The sequence below is a fragment of the Stenotrophomonas sp. SAU14A_NAIMI4_5 genome (assembly GCF_003086795.1).
GTDB lineage: Bacteria > Pseudomonadota > Gammaproteobacteria > Xanthomonadales > Xanthomonadaceae > Stenotrophomonas.
In genome coordinates this window covers 2,581,718-2,598,487 of the sequence record NZ_CP026003.1, presented here as the reverse complement: position 1 = coordinate 2,598,487, position 16,770 = coordinate 2,581,718, and the positions used below count along the sequence as shown (strand labels likewise).

Here is a 16,770-nt window from a genome sequence, read left to right as displayed (position 1 = left end):
CACGCCGGCAATGGAGTGGTGGAGGCCGAGGATGCAGCGTCTGTTCGTGATGTTTCCCGATCGTGGGCCCGGCCTGGGCCTGCTCTGGCTGCGGCTGTGCCTGGCCGCTGCCCTGTGTGCGCCGGGCCTGCATTCAGGCGTCCTGGTGGTGCTGTGCGCGCTGGGCGTCGCGCTGCTGGTACTGGGGTGGCTGACCCCGTTGTCGGCGATGCTCGCCTGCGTGGGATTGTGGCTGCAGGGCGCGGCCGTGCCGCTGCTGGCGCTGCCGCTGGCCTTGCTGCTGCTCGGCCCGGGCGCGTATTCGCTGGATGCACGGCAGTTCGGACGGCGCCTGCTGGCGCGTCGGCCTCCCCCGAACGGGTGAGTGGTGGCCTCGACGGACGGGGGTAGGGCATCGGCACCTGGCGGCCCACCATGGGGCACCCCGTCGCGGTGCTCTGTCATGGCCGAAGCTTCACCGCCCGTCGCCCCAGCCACCGCGTTGGCGCCACACCAGGCTGCCGCCCTGCAGCGCGCTCTGCGCTACATCGATGCGCATCTGTCGCAGCCGCTGCGGGTGACGGAGCTGGCCGAGGTGGCCTGCGTGAGCCGTTTCCATCTGGTGCGGCTGTTCCGCACCGGCACCGGTGCCAGCCCGCTGCGCTACCTGCGCCGTCGCCGCATCGAACGCGCGCGGCAACTGCTGCCGGCCGGCGACCAGCCGATGTCCCGCCTGGCCCAGCACCTGGGCTTCTTCGACCAGAGCCATTTCGTCCGCAGTTTCCGTGCCGAGACCGGCTGCAGCCCGGGCCAGTACCTGGCCGGTGATGCCGCCCTGCACATACCCGCTGTTCTCCCTTCTTCTGTTGCCCCGCCCACTACTGGAACCCACCCATGACCACTGCTACCGCCACGCCCGCCAAGGGCCTGCTTTCCCCGACCGACCACGCCCTGGTGCTGATCGACTTCCAGTCGCAGATGGCATTTGCCACCCACACCATCGACATCTCCGCGCTGCGCAACAACGTCTCGCTGATCAGCAAGGGCGCGAAGGGCTTCAACGTGCCGGTGGTGCTGACCACGGTCGCCGAGAAGTCGTTCTCCGGCCCGATGTTCCCGGAGCTGCCGGAGATCTTCGCTGGCCAGACCGTGTTCGACCGCACCTCGATGAACACCTGGGAAGACCAGCCGGTGATCGATGAGATCAACCGCATCGGCAAGAAGCGCCTGGTGCTGGCAGGCCTGTGGACCAGCGTGTGCATCGTCGGCCCGACCCTGTCGGCGCTGGAGCAGGGCTTCGAGGTCTACGTGATCACCGATGCCTGCGGCGATGTCAGCGATGAGGCGCACGAACGTGCGGTCACCCGCATGGTGCAGGCCGGTGCGCGCCCGATCACCAGCGTGCAGTACCTGCTGGAACTGCAGCGCGACTGGGCCCGTGGCGAGACCTACGGCCTGACCACCGGCATCGCCCGCGACCACGCCGGCGGCTACGGCATCGGCATCCAGTACGCCAAGACCATGTTCGGCGCGCAGGAAGGCGGTCACTGAGCATGGGTAACGGGCACGGCCTCGATATGGCCCTGCTGATCCTGCGCGTGGCAGCGGGAGGTTTCCTGCTGCCACATGCGCTGGGCAAGCTGTTTGGCTGGTTCGGCGGCCCGGGCCTGGCCGGTTTTGCCGGTGAACTGCGCGGCTTCGGCCTGCCGGCGGTGGCGCCGCTGCCGCTGCTGCTGGCCCTGTTGCAGGTGGCCTCCGGCCTGGCCGTGCTGCTGGGCTGGCAGACCCGCATTGCCGCACTGGCCGCGGCCGCGTTCATTGCCTTCACCGCGCTGCTGGCCCTGCCCAAGGGCTGGTTCTGGATGCGCGGTGGCACTGAATACCCCTTGATGTGGACGCTGGCCCTGCTGGCGATCGCCCTGGCCGGGCCGGGCGCCTGGGCGCTGGATGGCCTGGCCCTGCCTGGAGACATCGCATGAGTTCCTCCCCCCTCGACCACGGCCGACGCAACGTCGTGCTGGCCAGCGGCGCCGCGATGGTGCTGGGGCTGGCCGGCGGTGCCGCCGCGGCCATCGAAACCCTTCCGAAGGAGCGTCGCATGAGCACGCTGGTCATCAGAAACGCCCGCGTCACCACCCTTGATCCGCAGCAGCCACACGCGCAGGCACTGGCGGTGCAGAACGGTCGCATCGCCGCGGTCGGCAGCGATGAACAGATCATGCGCGAATGGGGCAATGAAGCCACCATCATCGACGCACAGGGCCGCCGCATCGTGCCCGGCCTCAACGACAGCCACACCCACCTGATCCGTGGTGGCCTGAACTACAACCTGGAACTGCGCTGGGATGGCCTGCGCTCGCTGGCCGATGCGATGGCCATGCTGAAGGCGCAGGTCGACCGTACCCCGGCACCGCAGTGGGTGCGCGTGGTCGGTGGCTTCACCGCAACGCAGTTCACCGAGAAGCGCCTGCCCACCCTGCAGGAGCTCAACGACATCGCGCCGGACACGCCGGTGTTCCTGCTGCACCTGTACGACCGGGCGCTGCTGAACCGCGCCGCGCTGCGGGCCTGCGGCTACACCAAGGAGACACCGGATCCGCCCGGTGGCCAGATCGTGCGCGATTCGCTGGGCAACCCGACCGGCCTGCTGCTGGCCAAGCCCAACGCGCTGATCCTGTACGCGACGCTGGCCAAGGGCCCGCGCCTGCCGATCGAGTACCAGGCCAACTCCACCCGCCACTTCATGCGTGAGCTGAACCGCCTGGGCATCACGTCGGTGATCGATGCCGGTGGTGGCTTCCAGAACTACCCGGAGGACTACCAGGTCATCGAACAGCTGCACCGCGACGAGCAGCTGACCGTGCGCATCGCCTACAACCTGTTCACCCAGAACAAGGGCAGCGAGGTCAACGACTTCCGTGGCTGGAGCGAGATACTGCAGCCGCGCCAGGGCGACGACCTGCTGCGCCACAACGGCGCCGGCGAAATGCTGGTGTTCTCCGCCGCCGACTTCGAGCTGTTCAACGAGCCGCGTCCGGAGCTGCCGCCGGAACTGGAGCCCGAGCTGCACGACGTAGTGAAGCTGCTGGTGGAGAAGCGCTGGCCGTTCCGCATCCACGCCACCTACGACGAGAGCATCACCCGCATCCTGGATGTGTACGAGCAGGTGAACCGCGAGGTGCCGTTCGATGGCCTGCACTGGTTCATCGACCACGCCGAAACCATCACCCCGCGCAACATCGAGCGCATCCGCGCACTGGGCGGCGGCATCGCCGTGCAGCACCGCATGGCCTACCAGGGCGAAGCCTTCGTCGAGCGCTATGGCGTGCAGGCCGCGCGGCATACGCCGCCGGTCAAGCGCATGCTGGCCGAGGGCGTGCCGGTCGGCGCCGGTACCGATGCCACCCGCGTGGCCAGCTACAACCCGTGGGTGGCGCTGTCGTGGCTGGTGACCGGGCGCACCGTCGGTGGCCTGGCCCTGTATGGCGACGAGAACCTGCTGGAACGCGAACAGGCACTGCGCCTGTGGACCCAGGGCAGTGCGTGGTTCTCCGGCGACGAGGCGGTGAAGGGCACGCTGAAGCAGGGCCAACTGGCCGACTTCATCGTGCTGTCGTCCGATTTCTTCCGCGTCGATGATGCGCAGATCGCCGACATCACCAGCCTGCTGACCGTGGTCGGTGGCCGCATCGTGCACGCCGATGGTGACTACGCTGGCCTGGCACCGCAGCTTCCGCCGGCGATGCCGGACTGGTCGCCGGTGAACAAGTTCGGTGGTTACCACGTTGGCGGAACCGCCACCGGCCTGGCCGCGGCGCACCATCACCACCACGGTGTGGCCTGCGGCACCCACGGCGCCCACGGTCATGCCGCGCAGCACGCGGCACCGACCGACGACCTCACCGCGTTCTGGGGCGCGATGGGCTGTTCCTGCTTCGCGTTCTGATCGGGATCCCCGGTAGAGCCGGCCGCTGGCCGGCTGCGGTTGCCGGCCAGCGGCCGGCACTACCGGAGGGGCGGCGGCGCTTTTGGGCGCCGCCGCGTTGCATCACTTGCGTACGAACGCCAGCAGGTCGGCGTTGAACTGGTCGGCGTGGGTGATGGTCAGGCCGTGCGGGGCACCGGCGTAGACCTTCAGCTCGGCGTCCTTGATGATCTGCGAGGACAGCTTGGCCGACGCATCGAACGGCACGATCTGGTCGTCATCGCCATGCACGACCAGGGCCGGCACGTCGATCTTCTTCAGGTCTTCGGTGTAGTCCACTTCCGAGAACTCGTGCACGCAGTCGTACTGGCCCTTGACGCCGCCCAGCATGCCCTGCAGCCAGAAAGAATCGCGCATGCCCTGGGTGACGCTGTTGCCATCGCGGTTGGCGCCGAAGAACGGTGCCGTCAGGTCCTTGAAGAACTGCGAGCGATCACCGCCGGTGCCCTTGCGGATGCCGTCGAACACTTCCAGCGGAGTGCCGGCCGGGTTGGCCTCGGTCTTCAGCATCAGCGGCGGCACGGCGCCGACCAGCACCACCTTGGCCACGCGCTTGCTGCCATGGCGGCCGATGTAGTGGGCCACTTCGCCACCACCGGTGGAGTGGCCGACCAGGATCGCGTCCTTCAGGTCGAGCGCATCGAGCACCGCGGCCAGGTCGTCGGCGTAGGTGTCCATGTTGTTGCCGTCCCAGGTCTGGCTGGAGCGGCCGTGGCTGCGGCGGTCATGGGCGATGACGCGGTAGCCGTTCTGGCCCATGAACAGCATCTGCGGATCCCACGCGTCGGACGACAGCGGCCAGCCATGGGCGAACACGATCGGCTGGCCGGTGCCCCAATCCTTGTAGAAGATGCGGGCGCCATCTTTGACGGTTACGAAGTTGCTCATTGCGGGTTCCTTTGGCGGTAGGGGAAAGACAACCGGCGGTGACGCTGCCGGCGTACCGGCAGTAGAGCGCAGGATCCGCCGCGCGGCTTGCACGCCTGTGTCCGATGGATGGCAGGCGGTCGCAGGTGGGGACGACGCGTTCCGCTCTGGCGGCGGGCGGTCGATGCTGGCCACGATGCCCGCTCTGCCAGGGAGGACGCTGCATGAAGAAGGTGCTGTCGGGGGCGATCGTGGGTTGGCTGCTGGCCGGTACCGCGCTGGCCCAGACCCATGTCTACAAATGCGTGGACGGGCCGCACCCGGTCTACCAGCAGACGCCGTGCCAGGGGCGGGCGGAATGGCGCTGGGACGTGCCGGCCGAGACGGCGCAGGCACGAGGCAAGGGTGAGTCAAAGCCCGCGCGCCCGGCGCAGGCGGGCAGGGCGCCGGCCAATGTGCGGCGTGGCCGTCGCGCTCGGGCCGAGGGCGCACTGATCACCCTCGCGCGGGATCCCGCCGGCTGCGAGCAGGCGCGCCGCGAGCAGGCGCGGAAGATGACGCGTGCGCGTCGGCTGGACTACCAGCAGCGGCGGCAGCTGGACGACGCCCTGCGCCTGGCCTGCCAGTCCCCCTGAAACAGCAACGGCACCCGAAGGTGCCGTTGCGTGTGGTGCAGTGCCAGGAACTCAGTTGCCGTCGCTGGCCGCCGCCGGCGCACCGGAAGCTTCCGCCTTCGGCAGGCTGAGCTCCGGATTGCCCTGTTCGGCCTGCAGGATCTGGATGCGGCGCTGCAGGGCGTCCAGCTGGTTGTTGGTGCTCTGCACATCGGTGCTCAGGCTGACCGCCTGCTGCTGGGCCTGCTGCAGGGACGCGCTGACCTGGGCCGACTGTGCCTGCTGCTGTTCCATTTCCTGCTGCAGGGTGCGCAGGCGCTCTTCGTTGTACGACACCAGGCGCTCGGTGTAGCGCTTGCCTGCTTCCAGGCGGGTGGTATCGATGTAGACCTGGGCAAGCTGCTCGGTCTGCTGCACGAAGGTGCGGTAGACGCGCTCGGCGTTGTCGACGGCATCGGTCTTGATGACGCGCCAGAAGTTCTTTTCCTGGAACAGCGCCACGTAGTAGGTCAGGGTGCTGGCGTTGAACAGCAGGCTGGCGCCGTAGTTGCCGTTGTAGGTGGTACGCAGCTCGGTGAGCTGGTTGCCATCCATCAACTGCTTGAGTTCGTCCACCGTATTGCGCACCACCGGCCCGCTGCGGACCGGTTCGGCCGCCGTTTCGCGATCGCCGCGTGCTGCCAGTGCCGACGGTGCCACCAGGATCATGGCCATGGCCAGCAGTGCCGCGCCGCGCGGATACCGGGCGAAGACGGTGCCCCCTGAAGTTTCTCGCATGTCTAGACCATCCACGAACGAAGTGTGGTTGAAATGAATGTGGTTCCCCGCCGCGAGTCTAGCATGGGCGCAGCGGACGCCAACCGCACTGGACGGCACTCAATACACCAGCTGGGCGGCATTGCACTGGATCGACTGCATGCTGACGTCGGTCCGGCCCAGTTCCAGGCCCAGCAGATTTGCCAGCAGGTCGGTCAGCAGTTTGCCGACACTGTTGAGCACGGGCTTGAGGATCTCCAGGATCGGCGTGAGCACCGTGCACAGCAGGCCCGAGCAGCTGACGTTGTTACCGGGGGCGGTGATGCCGCCACCGGCACTGGGGTCGTTGAACCCGCCGGGCTTGGTCTGGATGTAGGACGCCAGGTTGTCACGCACGCAGTTGTTGTAGTTGAGCAGGTTGCCCAGCAGGCTGTCGCAGCGCCGCACCAGCAGCTGCCCGGTGAGACCGCCGATCAGTCCTTCCAGGGCACCCAGGCCCTGGCCGGTAACGGTGACCCGGTATGCAGCCCAGACCGAGCCCGGCTCGTAGCAGGTGCCCAGCAGGAGCAGGCCGCAGGCGTAAGGCACGCCGTTCGGCGCGGCCCACTCTCCCAGTCCCTTCAGTTCGATGGAAGGATTTCCGTTGATCAGCAGCGGAATGACATTGTCGACGTTGTAGCGGGCACCGGGGGCGTGCGCGGCGGTCAGGTAGCGGTCGGCCAGGGCCGTCGCGGCCTGCTTGGCATCGCTGGTGGGGCCGCTCAGCATGCCGGACAGCACGCGCAGCAGTTCATTGACCAGGCCTGACACCGTATCTCCCAGCGCCAGCGGATTGACCCGGGTGGAGCCGGTCTGACCAGCGGCCAGCGTCAGGTTCTGGCTATCGGTCAGCGCCGGCAGGGTGATCTTGTTGTTGATCAGCGGCTGGCCGAGCAGGGTCAGCAGCTGGGCGTTCTGCAGCGTCGCGTCGCAGACATTGCTCTTGGAGAGGACATCGGCGGCATTGACGCTGCCGACGCACGCCCGCAGCACCGACGAATCCACCTTGACCGTGGCAGTGGGCGGTGTGGCGCCGCACTGGATCGAGGTCAGCGTGCCCATCGCGTTGGTGACATCGACGTGCAGCGGCAGGTGCAGGCGCGTACCCAGCAGCGACAGCAATGCGCCGATGGCGGGCACGCGGTTGCTGTCGACGTCCACCATCAACCGCACCTGCGCGTTGTAGGCGCGCGCACCGATGCCGCCGATGGCGATGGACGGCGGCTCGATCACGCCGGCCTTGGCCTCGATGCCGAGCAGGTTGAGACCGCGGACCTGCAGGCCATTGTTGTCATTGGCGATGGAAATGCCCGTATTGAGCAGGTCCAGTACGTTGATCTTCGATTCCAGCGCGCTGCCGATGGTTCCATCCGGCGCGATCACTTCGGCGAACAGGCCGCCACCGCCCGTCTGGCTGCCAAGGGTGATGTTGGCCTGGTCGATGTCCAGGCCGGTCGACACCAGGCTGCCCAGCGCACGCAGCTGCGCGGCCGCCACGCTGTCACGCCCGAGCACCACGGCGGTGGCATCGACCAGCTGGGCCAGCGAGATCCTGTTGACCGACAGCAGCCGGTTGAAATCGGCCACGCTCAGGTTGGCCTCCACCGGGATGCCCAGCGCCTTCAGCAGGCCCGACGGGGTCACGCTGACCTGGGCCAGGCCGTCGTAGGACAGCACGGTGGCGTTGCTTACATCCAGGCCGACCAGGCGCAGGGTGGACATCAGCGGCGAGTTGCCATTGGTGCGCAGCAGCTGAGAGCCCACGCTGAATACCGCGGACGGCGCGGTGCGCTTGGCCACGGCCTGGGCGCTGACCGTCGGCAGCTGCGCATTGATGCCGAAGAACGGCAGCACGCTGCGATGCGCCACCACCTTCACCGCATTGCGTGGGTTCTCCGCGCTGACGGCAGCAAGGAAGTGATCGGCACTGGCGTGGTTGGCGTTCCAGTTGCCGCAGCTCACCTCCAGCTCGCCGCCAAAGCCATTCTCCTGCAGTGCGTTGTGGCGGGCGGCGGCATTGTCGGTGTTGCCGGACGTGCACAGGTCCAGGCGCTGCGCGCCCGCCAGGGCGGCCAGATCGGCCACCTTCTGCGCATCGCGCTTGGCCCAGAGCAGGTAGCCCACTTCCACCAGGCCGAGCATCGTCACCAGCGAGACCAGCACCAGCATCATGGTGACCGACATGCCACCGCGTTGGTGGAAGGCAAGGGTGCGCGGCGCACGGCTCATGGTCGAGTCCTCAGCGGCCGGAACCGGATGCGCCGGACGCGGGCGTGACGTCGGTTTCGAAGAACTCCGGAATCTCGTGCTCGAAGCTCTTCAGGTAGCGCGCATAGCTGGCCGTGGCCTGGTCACCGAGGATCGGCAGGCGGGCGCCGGCCTGGGTGCCCGAGGCCTGCAGCTGGAACAGGTGGCGCACGGTCGCGCCGTTGCCAGTCGGCACCAGGGCGGCCGTGCTTTGGGCGGCCGGCGCTGCGACCTGCGTGCTGACGGTTGAGGCGGTCGTCGCCACCGCAGGTGCGGTGAGATCCACGATGGGCAGCTGCTGGGCGGGTGCCGACGGCGGCGCTTGCACGGGGGCCGGCGCTGCGGGCAGAGGGCCGCCCATCATCTGTCCGGTGAGCGGCGGTTGCGGCGACTGCGCGGCGCTGGCCGAAGCCCACAGCAGGCACGTGGCGGCCAGGGCCATGCGGGGGTGGAACAGGAAAATGGAAGCGATCATGGCGTGTTCCCGGTGGGGTGGTCGGCACTGCCGAAGCGTTCGAGCATGGACGGCGGCAGGCGCGGGGCGAGGCGATCCTCGCGGTCGCTGCGTGGCGTTTCGGCGGCAATGCGGCCGGGGACGGCCACGCGCGTGGGCATGGCGGTGCGCGCCGCTGCAACGGGCGCGGTGGCCGGCGTGCTGCGTGCGGCGTCACGCTGCTGCCAGCGTGCGCGGATCTGCTGCGCCTGCTCGCTGATGCTGCGCTGTACGTCCGGGCTGAGCTGGGCCTGCGCCGCCAGCCGCTCGGCCGTGGCCGCATCACCGCGCAGCACGGCCCACAGCGCCAGGTTGGCGGTCGCCTTGGCATTGCCAGGCTGCAGCTCCAGCGCCTTGGCCAGCGGTTCGCGTGCCTGCTCCAGCTGGCCGGCACGCAGGCGCGCATAGCCCAGGTCGCCGAGGTAGTCGGTGTTCAACGGCTGCAGGCGGGTAGCGCGCGCCAGCGCCAGTTCGCTGGCGGCATCATCGTTGCGGCGTGCCGCGATGAGGCCCAGGCCATGCGCGGCAGCGGCGGCCTGGGCGCCGGAATCGAGGCTGCGATAGATGTCGGCGGCTGCGTCGGCCTGGCCGGTCTCGCGCAGGGCGTCGGCCTGCAGCAGGCGCAACGCGGGCGCATCGCCGAAGCGCTGCCGATAGGCATCGACATGGGCCAGCGAGGCAAACCACGCGCCCTGCTGCTGCATGCGCGCGATCAGTTCCAGGTAGGTGTTGCGGCTGTCCTGCGGTGCCGGCGTCGGCTCGGCCAGGCTGGGCCCCTGGCGATAGGCCGGGGTGGTGGAGGCGCAGCCGGCGAGCACGGCCAGGGCGCACAGCAGGTAGGCGGGGCGAAGCGCAGGCATGAGGTTCATCCCATCTTGGTCAAGGTATTGGCCAGCGCCACCAGCGCAGGGCCGGCAAGCACCAGCATCAGCGCCGGCAGCAGGGTCAGCATCATCACCACGGTCATCTTCACCGAGAGCTTTCCGACCTTTTCCTTCAGCGTATTGCGGCGCTGTTCGCGCAGGCGCGCGCTGAACTGCCGCAGCGGTTCCTGCACCGCGCCGCCATGCGCATGCACCTGCAGGATCAGCTGCACGAGGCTGGACAGATCGTCATCACCGTAGACTTCACTGAGGCGGCGCAGCGACTGTGCGCGCGTGCGGCCCAGCGAATAGGCGGTGTTTGCTTCCTGGATCTCGCGGCCCAGCACGGGCAGCGCATCGCGCAGCTTGTCACCCAGCGTCTGCAGGCTCTGGTCCATGCTGAACCCCACGCCCTGCAGCAGGCGCAGCAGGTCGATCAGCAGCGGCAGTTCGTTGGATACCGCGCGGCGCCGCCGCGACACCCAGCTGGACAGCGCGAACTTCGGCAGCAGCAGTCCCGCCGCCAGCGCAGCGATGACCACCATCAGGCGTGACACGCCGGTGGCATCACTCATTGCCAGTGCGGCCACCAGCACCAGCACCGCGAGCATCAGGCGCAGGGCGAGGTAGATGGCGGTGCCACGTCGCGTGTTCCAGCCGGCGAGGTCGAGCAACAGCCGGTCCTCATTGGCCAGCAGCGCGGCTTCCAGACGGCCACCGGCAAACACCTGCCCGAGCTGCTGCAGCCAGCCGAAGGAGTCGCGCGCAGGCGCGGGCTCCGGCGGTGCGGCGTCACGCGGGCGCAGTGCGGTCTGCAGGGTCGCGGAGGTGCGCGCTTCGCGGTTGCCACGCACCCAGCCACCGAGGCCGAGCAGGGCCACGCCTGCGGCCAGCACCAGCAGGGCCAGCATCCACCAGGTGGCGGCGCTCATCGCAGGTCTCCCGGGTACAGATGCGTGGTCATAGCGAGCGCGCCAGTCGATACAGCAGGAATCCACCGACCAGCTCCAGGCCGAGGGCCATCAACAACACCTTGTGGCCCAGCGGGTCGTGCAACACGGGCTGGAAGAAATCCGGACTGCTGATCGCCATCAGCACAGCGCAGGCCGGCGGCAGCAGGCCCAGCACCCAGGCCGACATCCGCGTTTCCGAGGTGGTTGCCGCCAGTTCCTGCTGCGCCTGCTCGAGGTCGCGCATGAAATCGCCCATGCGCTGCAGGATCTGGTCGGAACGTCCGCCGATGCGCACGCTGACGCCGATCACCACCGCAAGTACCTTGAGCACGTCCATCTGGTAGGGCTGCGCGGCCAGGCCCAGCGCACGGTCAAGATCCATGCCGCTGCGCGCGTAGCGCACGGTGGTGTCGAGCATGCCGCGCAGCGGCGCGGTGGTCTGCACCGACGCGGTCTGGAAGGCCATCTGCAGGCTGTTGCCGAGCGCGGTCAGGCGCACAAGGTTGTCGAGGAAATCCGGCAGCTGGTGCAGCAGGCGTGCACGCAGGCGGGTGGTGCGGCGGACGATCCACAGCCCGCAGCCGAGCAGGTACAGGCCCAGCGTGAGCGGGAACATCCACAGCGTGCCAAGGCGCATCACGGCGACGACGGAAAGCGCGATGCCCGGCACGAGCAGCAGCAGCGGCAGCTTCCAGCCCGGCTCCAGGCCGGCACGCTGCAGGAAGGCGTCCCAGGGCAGGGCGCGCTTGGCTGCTGCGGGCGCGGTACGTGCGGGGTCGGCCGCTGGCGGCGGCGCACTGCCACCGCGGCCGAGCTGCTGTTCGGCGTGCTGCAGCGAGGCCTGGCGCTGCTCGCGGCCGTGCGCGGAGCCCCACAGCCACACGGCCGCAGCCAGCAGAACGGCGACGATGCTCAGCAGCAGGAGCGCGGCGGTGCCCATCTCAGAAATCTCCGTACAGCGACTCGCGCAGCTGCTGACGGAACGGCTCCAGCTTGCGCGAATGGGGCTGGAAGCCGAGGCCGATCCAGCGGTTGACCTCTGCCCCGTTCGCGTCCACCTGCACTTCGTGGCGGAACATCTCCTGGGTGGTGATCAGGTTGTCGCTGACCCCGGTGATCTCGGTGATGGACACCAGGACGCGGCGGCCACTGGGCAGTCGCGCGATCTGCACGATGAAGTCGATCGCGCTGGCGATCTGCCGGCGCAGGCTGTCCTCGCTGCCCTGGAAGCCGGCAAAGCCAGCCAGCATCTCGATGCGGTACAGGCAGTCGCGCGGCGAGTTGGCGTGGATGGTGGCCATCGAACCGTCATGGCCGGTGTTCATCGCCTGCAGCATCTCCAGCACTTCGGCGCCACGCACCTCGCCCACCACGATACGGTCCGGGCGCATGCGCAGGCTGTTGCGCACCAGGTCGCGGATGCCGACCGCACCATGGCCATCGGCACCGCCCACGCGGCTTTCCAGGCGCACCACGTGCGGGTGGTTCAGCGACAGCTCGGCGGTGTCTTCCACGGTGATGACGCGCTCGGTTTCCGGCACGTAGCTGGTCAGCGCGTTCAGCAGCGAGGTCTTGCCCGAACTGGTGCCGCCGGAGACCAGGATGTTGCAGCGGCCCAGCACCATGGCCTTGATCAGCGCCTGCATCGGTGCGTCGAAGGTGCCCTTGGCCAGCAGCTCGTCCGGGGTGAAGGGATCCTTGCGGAACTTGCGGATGGACACCATCGGCCCGTCCACGGCCAGCGGCGAGATGATGGCGTTGAGGCGGCCGCCGTTGGGCAGGCGCGCATCCACCATCGGATTGGAATCATCCAGGCGGCGGCCGATCGGGGCCAGGATGCGGCGCAGGATGCGCAGCAGGTGGGTGTCGTCGGTGAAACGCTGGGTCGCGCGCCGCAGCACGCCGCCCTGCGAAACATGCACGTCCTTGAAGCCGTTGATCAGGATGTCCTCGATCGTCGGGTCGTGCAGCAGGTCATCCAGCGGGCCGAAACCGGTGAGCTCCTTCACCAGCCCCTGGGCGACGGCCTGCATCTCCTCCTCGTTGATGGGGATGCGCCATTCCTGGATGAAGCTGACGGTCTGCACCTGCACCCAGCGCGCGATGGTGTCCGGCGCCCAGGAGTCGATGTCGATCCGCTCGTCTTCGATGCTGTTGAGCAGGTGCTCATGCGCGGCCGACAGCACCTTCTGGTACTGCTCGGTCTGCGCGAACGGCGGGCTGGCAGGTGCGCTGTCAGGCAGCACAACGCGCGCCATGGCATTGGGAAACAGGGTCACTTTGTCTTCCATGGCGTTCCACCCAGGGCAAGGGCAAGTCTTTCCCGCAGGCCGGGCGGCAGGGCCGGGCCGGCGGCCGGGTCCAGCCGCGCCACCAGCGGGGCGAGGGCGCGCAGGTACGGATCGCGCGGGGCATCCTGCAGCAGCAGATGGCCGTGGCTGGCCGCGGCCCGCACGCGCGGGCGCTCGGGCAGGGTGGCCAGCAGCGGCAGTTCGAAGCGGCGTGCGATCTGTTCGGGGGTCAGGCCGCTGTGTTCGTCATGACGGTTGACCACCAGCTGCAGCCGGCTTTCGCGTTCACGCTGTCCGCTCAGGTGCTTGAGGGCATGGTCGAGCGAGACCAGGGTGGCGATGGCGGTGTCGGCCACCAGCCAGATCTCGTCGGCCTGTTCCAGCAGCAGCGGCGGCAGCTGGCGCAGCGGGCAACCGCCGGCATCGCAGAGCACGCTCGTGAAGACCCCGCGCAGGCGCTGCAGCAGCGCGCCGGGATCGGAGGGCGGCACCGCATCGCTGCCGCTGGCGCGGTCGAGCAGGACCAGGCCGCTGGTGTGCCGGGCCATTGCGGTGCGTGCGAGCGTGGCGTCGATGCGGCTGGCGTTGCGCAGCGCATCTTCGTAGTGGAAGCGGCTGTCGAGGTTGAGGTACAGCGCGAGATCGCCCGCCGGCTGCGCCAGCTCCATCAGCAGGCCGTCGGTTCCCGTGGCATCGTCGCCCGCATGGCTGCGCTGCTGCTGGGCGAGCACGGCCAGATGTGCGGCCAGGGTGCTGGTGCCGACGCCGGCGCGGACGCCAAGCAGCAGCACGAACCGCGCGCGGTGCGACGGTTGCGGGGCGGCGGCGGTGCGCGGGGAGAGCGCCCGACGCAGGGCGGTTTCGATTGCGCCGTTGTCGCTGTCCAGGTCGAGCACATCGCGCAGACCGGCGCGCAGGGCCATCACCACGCCTTCCACCTGGCCGGTGCCGGTGGCGCCCACGGCCATCAGGTTCAGATCGGGCTGGGTCTGCTGCAGCTGCTCGGCCAGCACGGTTGAAGACGCGGCGTATTCCGGGCGGAAGTCGAGCAGCACCAGGCTGTTGGCACCCCGCTGCAGGTCCTGTGCCGAGGTCGGCTGCGTGCTGTCCTGCCAGTGCAGCACCGCCGATGCCGGCAGCCGCAGCGCCAGCCGCGGCAGCAGTTCACGATCAATACCGTACAGGACCAGGTTCATCGCTGGTCCCGTGGCATGCAGTGGCTGGGCGGTGGCGTAGGGCATGGGCGTGGGGTCGGCAGCATCGGGTCAGCGCGAGAAGCCTGGCACCGGGTCCTGGCTGACCGGGCCCAGCAGCCACGCACCCCATTCGGGCATGTGCGGGCGCGACTCGCGGTCGCCGGGCAGCGGCAGTTCGGTGTTGCGGGCCAGCGGCTGCACCAGGCGCGGGGTGACGATGATCACCAGCTCCTTGTCCTGGCGCTTGTAGTCGAGGTTGCGGAAGAACGAGCCGATGATCGGCAGATCGCCCAGCATCGGAATCTTGTTCACCGTGGACGCGACCGTTGAACTGACCAGGCCGCCGATGACGAAGCTTTCGCCGTCGCCCAGCTCGACCGTGGTGTCGGCGCGGCGCGTGCTGATCGAGGGGATCTGCACGCCATTGAGGGCGATGGCGTTGGTGTAGTCGAGGTCGCTGGCCTCCGGTGCCACCTTCAGTGCGATGCGGTTGGGCGACAGCACGGTGGGGGTGACGGTCAGGCCGATGCCGAAGGGCTTGTAGGTGACGGTGGTGGTGCCCAGGCCTTGCGGCTCGAGAATCGGCAGCTCGCCGCCGGCCAGGAAGCTCGCGCTCTGGCCGGACAGTGCAACCAGGGTCGGCTCGGCCAGGACGCGGGCCATGCCATTGCTCTGCAGCAGGTCGACGTCGGCATTCCACAGGCCCTTGGTCGAGCCGAACACCAACCGGAACGCGGAGGAGATCGGCGACTCTGCTTCATTGCTGCTGCCGCCTTCCGCCATTCCCGGCAACACGCCGGTGTTGCCCGGCAGGATGCCGCCGGGGCGGGCGAAGCCGTAGGCGAAGCCACCGTTGCGGTTCTGGAAGCTGATGCCGATCTGCTTCAGTGCGGTCTTGTTGAACTCGACCACCTTCACTTCCACCTGCACCACGCCGCCACTGGCGATGGTGGAGGCGTCGGCCAGCATGCCGTCCTTGCCCAGGGCCATGGCCGCGGTCTTCTGCTCCTGCATGTGGGTCAGCATGCTGTCGCTGCTTCCCTGCAGCAGTCCCTGCTGGTCCTGCTGGGTGAACACCAGGCCGTTGCGGCCGGCATCCGCGGCGCCCTGCACGGCGCTCTGTACGCGCACCTGCAGGCGCTGCGGCTCGCCCTGCTTCTTGTGCCACAGCAGCAGGGTGGTGGTGCCGGGCGCCTTGCCGACCAGCAGTGCCTGGCGCTGGCCGCGCAGCATCACCACGTCGGCCACGCCCGGATCGGCGATCGCCACCCGTTCGAGATCGGCCGGCAGCGTCCAAGGACGCTGCTCGCGGGCCTGCAGCACCAGCTCATCTGCCGCCACGCCCGTGCCGGGCGCCAGCAGCACCAGCAGCAGGGCCAGCCAGCGTTGGCGGGCGGTCGGGCGGGGATGCGGGCGATGTACGGTCATGGAAGGTCTCGGGGCAGGTCAAAGGGAACCGCGGGGGGCTGCACTGTCGCCACGGATGATCTCGATGCCGGCCGGGCGCGCGGCGGCGCGGCGCGGTGCGGCCGGGCGCGTCGTCGTCTCGGCCACCGGCCGCGGTCGGGCTGCGCCGCCGGCCAGGCCATCGCCGTCGATGCCGGCGTAGGCATTGTTCTCGGGGCGCTGCAGCGCTTCCTGTTGTTCGCTGTCGAGGCCGCGCAGCGGATCCAGCACGCCGCGTGCCTGCGGGAACAGGGCAATGTCGGGCAGGCCGGCATCGGCCGGGTTGCGCAGCGCCAGGAACAGCTTGCCCTGCTGCGCGCCCAGCAGCAGGCGGTTGGCTTCGTCCACCGGCACCGCCAGCACCGCGCTGCGTGCAGGCTGGGCGGTGTCGCTGCGGCTGCCCGTGCTGGCGCTGCCGGTGATGTCGTCGGCTCGCGGGTCGTCGCCCTGCGCGCTGCCGCTGTTTTCCGTGCCGGCCTGGGCCGTGTCCACGGCGATGTCCTGCTGGCCGTAGCTGAGCACGCGCAGGCGGGACAGCAGCAGGCGGGTCTGCGCCGGTTCCGGCTTGCCGTTCGTGCTGTTGTTGGCGCTGCGCAGGTTGAGGAAGACATCGACGAAATCGCCCGGCAGGATGCGGTTGCCCGCACCCACCAGCTCATCGACCGGCACCGCCAACGCGCGCTCGCCGGGGCGAAGCTGCAGCGAGAAACCCTGCGCTAGCAGGCCACGGCTGACCGTGGTGCCCTCGGCGATGTCCTGCACCGGCACCTTGCCGAGCACCGCGGCCAGGTCGGACGAGGCGCCCGGTTCGGCGCTGGTGCGTTGCGCCAGGCGTACGCCATCGGCGCGGATCGGTTCGCCGGCCGGCAGTCGTGCCACGGCTTCCACCACGGTGATGGTGCGTGCGTCGGTGGTCGAGGCCGCCATGGGCGCGGTCGCCGTGGTGGCGGGCTTGCGCCCCACCATGAACGCCACCACCGCAAGCAGCGCGGCCAGGGCGATCAGTGCGACGGCGGCGATGCGGGTCAACTTGAGCATGGA

General features: G+C 69.1%; 17 protein-coding genes. 6 read left to right on the top strand and 11 right to left on the bottom strand.

Translation table 11 applies throughout. The features are described 5' to 3' along the window. Positions 1-31 precede the first annotated feature (31 nt). From C1925_RS12135 to C1925_RS12115, 5 genes are all read left to right on the top strand, one after another. On the top strand, positions 32-364 hold the full coding sequence (locus C1925_RS12135; protein WP_108769108.1) for a hypothetical protein: 333 nt from the start codon (positions 32-34) through the stop codon (positions 362-364). Positions 365-442: 78 nt separating this feature from the next. Next, positions 443-877 carry an AraC family transcriptional regulator gene (locus tag C1925_RS12130; protein WP_108769107.1) on the top strand — a complete coding sequence of 145 codons (435 nt, stop codon included), beginning with the start codon at positions 443-445 and terminating at the stop codon, positions 875-877. Continuing rightward, entirely contained in the window at positions 874-1,530 is a 657-nt protein-coding gene (locus C1925_RS12125) for a hydrolase (RefSeq protein ID WP_108769106.1), read from the top strand. Before C1925_RS12130 ends, C1925_RS12125 begins: the two co-directional genes overlap by 4 nt. Before the next feature lie 2 nt (positions 1,531-1,532). Continuing rightward, positions 1,533-1,958 (top strand): DoxX family membrane protein, encoded by a 426-nt coding sequence (locus tag C1925_RS12120; protein ID WP_108769105.1) that lies wholly within the window; start codon positions 1,533-1,535, stop codon positions 1,956-1,958. Between the two features lie 119 nt (positions 1,959-2,077). Then, on the top strand, positions 2,078-3,925 hold the full coding sequence (locus tag C1925_RS12115) for an amidohydrolase (protein ID WP_174213549.1): 1,848 nt from the start codon (positions 2,078-2,080) through the stop codon (positions 3,923-3,925). Between the two features lie 102 nt (positions 3,926-4,027). Here the strand turns inward: C1925_RS12115 and C1925_RS12110 are convergent, their stop codons facing one another. Beyond that, on the bottom strand, positions 4,028-4,852 hold the full coding sequence (locus tag C1925_RS12110; protein WP_108769103.1) for an alpha/beta hydrolase: 825 nt from the start codon (positions 4,850-4,852) through the stop codon (positions 4,028-4,030). A gap of 203 nt (positions 4,853-5,055) precedes the next feature. On the opposite strand from C1925_RS12110, the gene C1925_RS12105 reads away from it, so the two are divergent. Then, positions 5,056-5,466 (top strand): hypothetical protein, encoded by a 411-nt coding sequence (locus C1925_RS12105; RefSeq protein WP_108769102.1) that lies wholly within the window; start codon positions 5,056-5,058, stop codon positions 5,464-5,466. A 51-nt stretch (positions 5,467-5,517) separates the two neighbouring features. Here C1925_RS12105 and C1925_RS12100 read toward each other — a convergent pair whose 3' ends face one another. The 10 genes from C1925_RS12100 to cpaB form a co-directional block, all read right to left on the bottom strand. Further along, on the bottom strand, positions 5,518-6,222 hold the full coding sequence (locus tag C1925_RS12100; RefSeq protein ID WP_108769101.1) for a DUF2968 domain-containing protein: 705 nt from the start codon (positions 6,220-6,222) through the stop codon (positions 5,518-5,520). A gap of 99 nt (positions 6,223-6,321) precedes the next feature. Next, positions 6,322-8,469 (bottom strand): TadG family pilus assembly protein, encoded by a 2,148-nt coding sequence (locus tag C1925_RS12095; RefSeq protein ID WP_108769100.1) that lies wholly within the window; start codon positions 8,467-8,469, stop codon positions 6,322-6,324. Positions 8,470-8,479: 10 nt separating this feature from the next. After that, positions 8,480-8,962: a DUF3613 domain-containing protein gene (locus C1925_RS12090; protein WP_254051317.1), complete on the bottom strand. Its 483-nt coding sequence runs from the start codon at positions 8,960-8,962 to the stop codon at positions 8,480-8,482. Next, on the bottom strand, positions 8,959-9,840 hold the full coding sequence (locus tag C1925_RS12085; protein ID WP_108770701.1) for a Flp pilus assembly protein TadD: 882 nt from the start codon (positions 9,838-9,840) through the stop codon (positions 8,959-8,961). Before C1925_RS12085 ends, C1925_RS12090 begins: the two co-directional genes overlap by 4 nt. 5 nt (positions 9,841-9,845) lie before the next feature. Continuing rightward, positions 9,846-10,775 carry a type II secretion system F family protein gene (locus tag C1925_RS12080; RefSeq protein WP_108769099.1) on the bottom strand — a complete coding sequence of 310 codons (930 nt, stop codon included), beginning with the start codon at positions 10,773-10,775 and terminating at the stop codon, positions 9,846-9,848. Between the two features lie 28 nt (positions 10,776-10,803). Next, a complete protein-coding gene (locus tag C1925_RS12075) occupies positions 10,804-11,736 on the bottom strand; it encodes a type II secretion system F family protein (protein ID WP_108769098.1) in 933 nt (310 codons plus the stop codon). 1 nt (position 11,737) lies between these two features. Next, entirely contained in the window at positions 11,738-13,087 is a 1,350-nt protein-coding gene (locus C1925_RS12070) for a CpaF family protein (protein ID WP_108769097.1), read from the bottom strand. Then, the gene (locus C1925_RS12065) at positions 13,072-14,283 is read right to left on the bottom strand and encodes a fimbrial protein (protein ID WP_254051316.1); all 1,212 of its coding nucleotides are present in this window, start codon (positions 14,281-14,283) and stop codon (positions 13,072-13,074) included. The genes C1925_RS12070 and C1925_RS12065 overlap by 16 nt, the downstream gene beginning before the upstream one ends. Before the next feature lie 69 nt (positions 14,284-14,352). After that, positions 14,353-15,711, bottom strand: a complete 1,359-nt coding sequence (locus C1925_RS12060; protein ID WP_108769095.1) for a type II and III secretion system protein family protein — start codon at positions 15,709-15,711, stop codon at positions 14,353-14,355. Positions 15,712-15,729: 18 nt separating this feature from the next. Then, positions 15,730-16,767 (bottom strand): Flp pilus assembly protein CpaB, encoded by a 1,038-nt coding sequence (gene cpaB / locus C1925_RS12055; RefSeq protein WP_108769094.1) that lies wholly within the window; start codon positions 16,765-16,767, stop codon positions 15,730-15,732. Between the last annotated feature and the right edge of the window lie 3 nt (positions 16,768-16,770).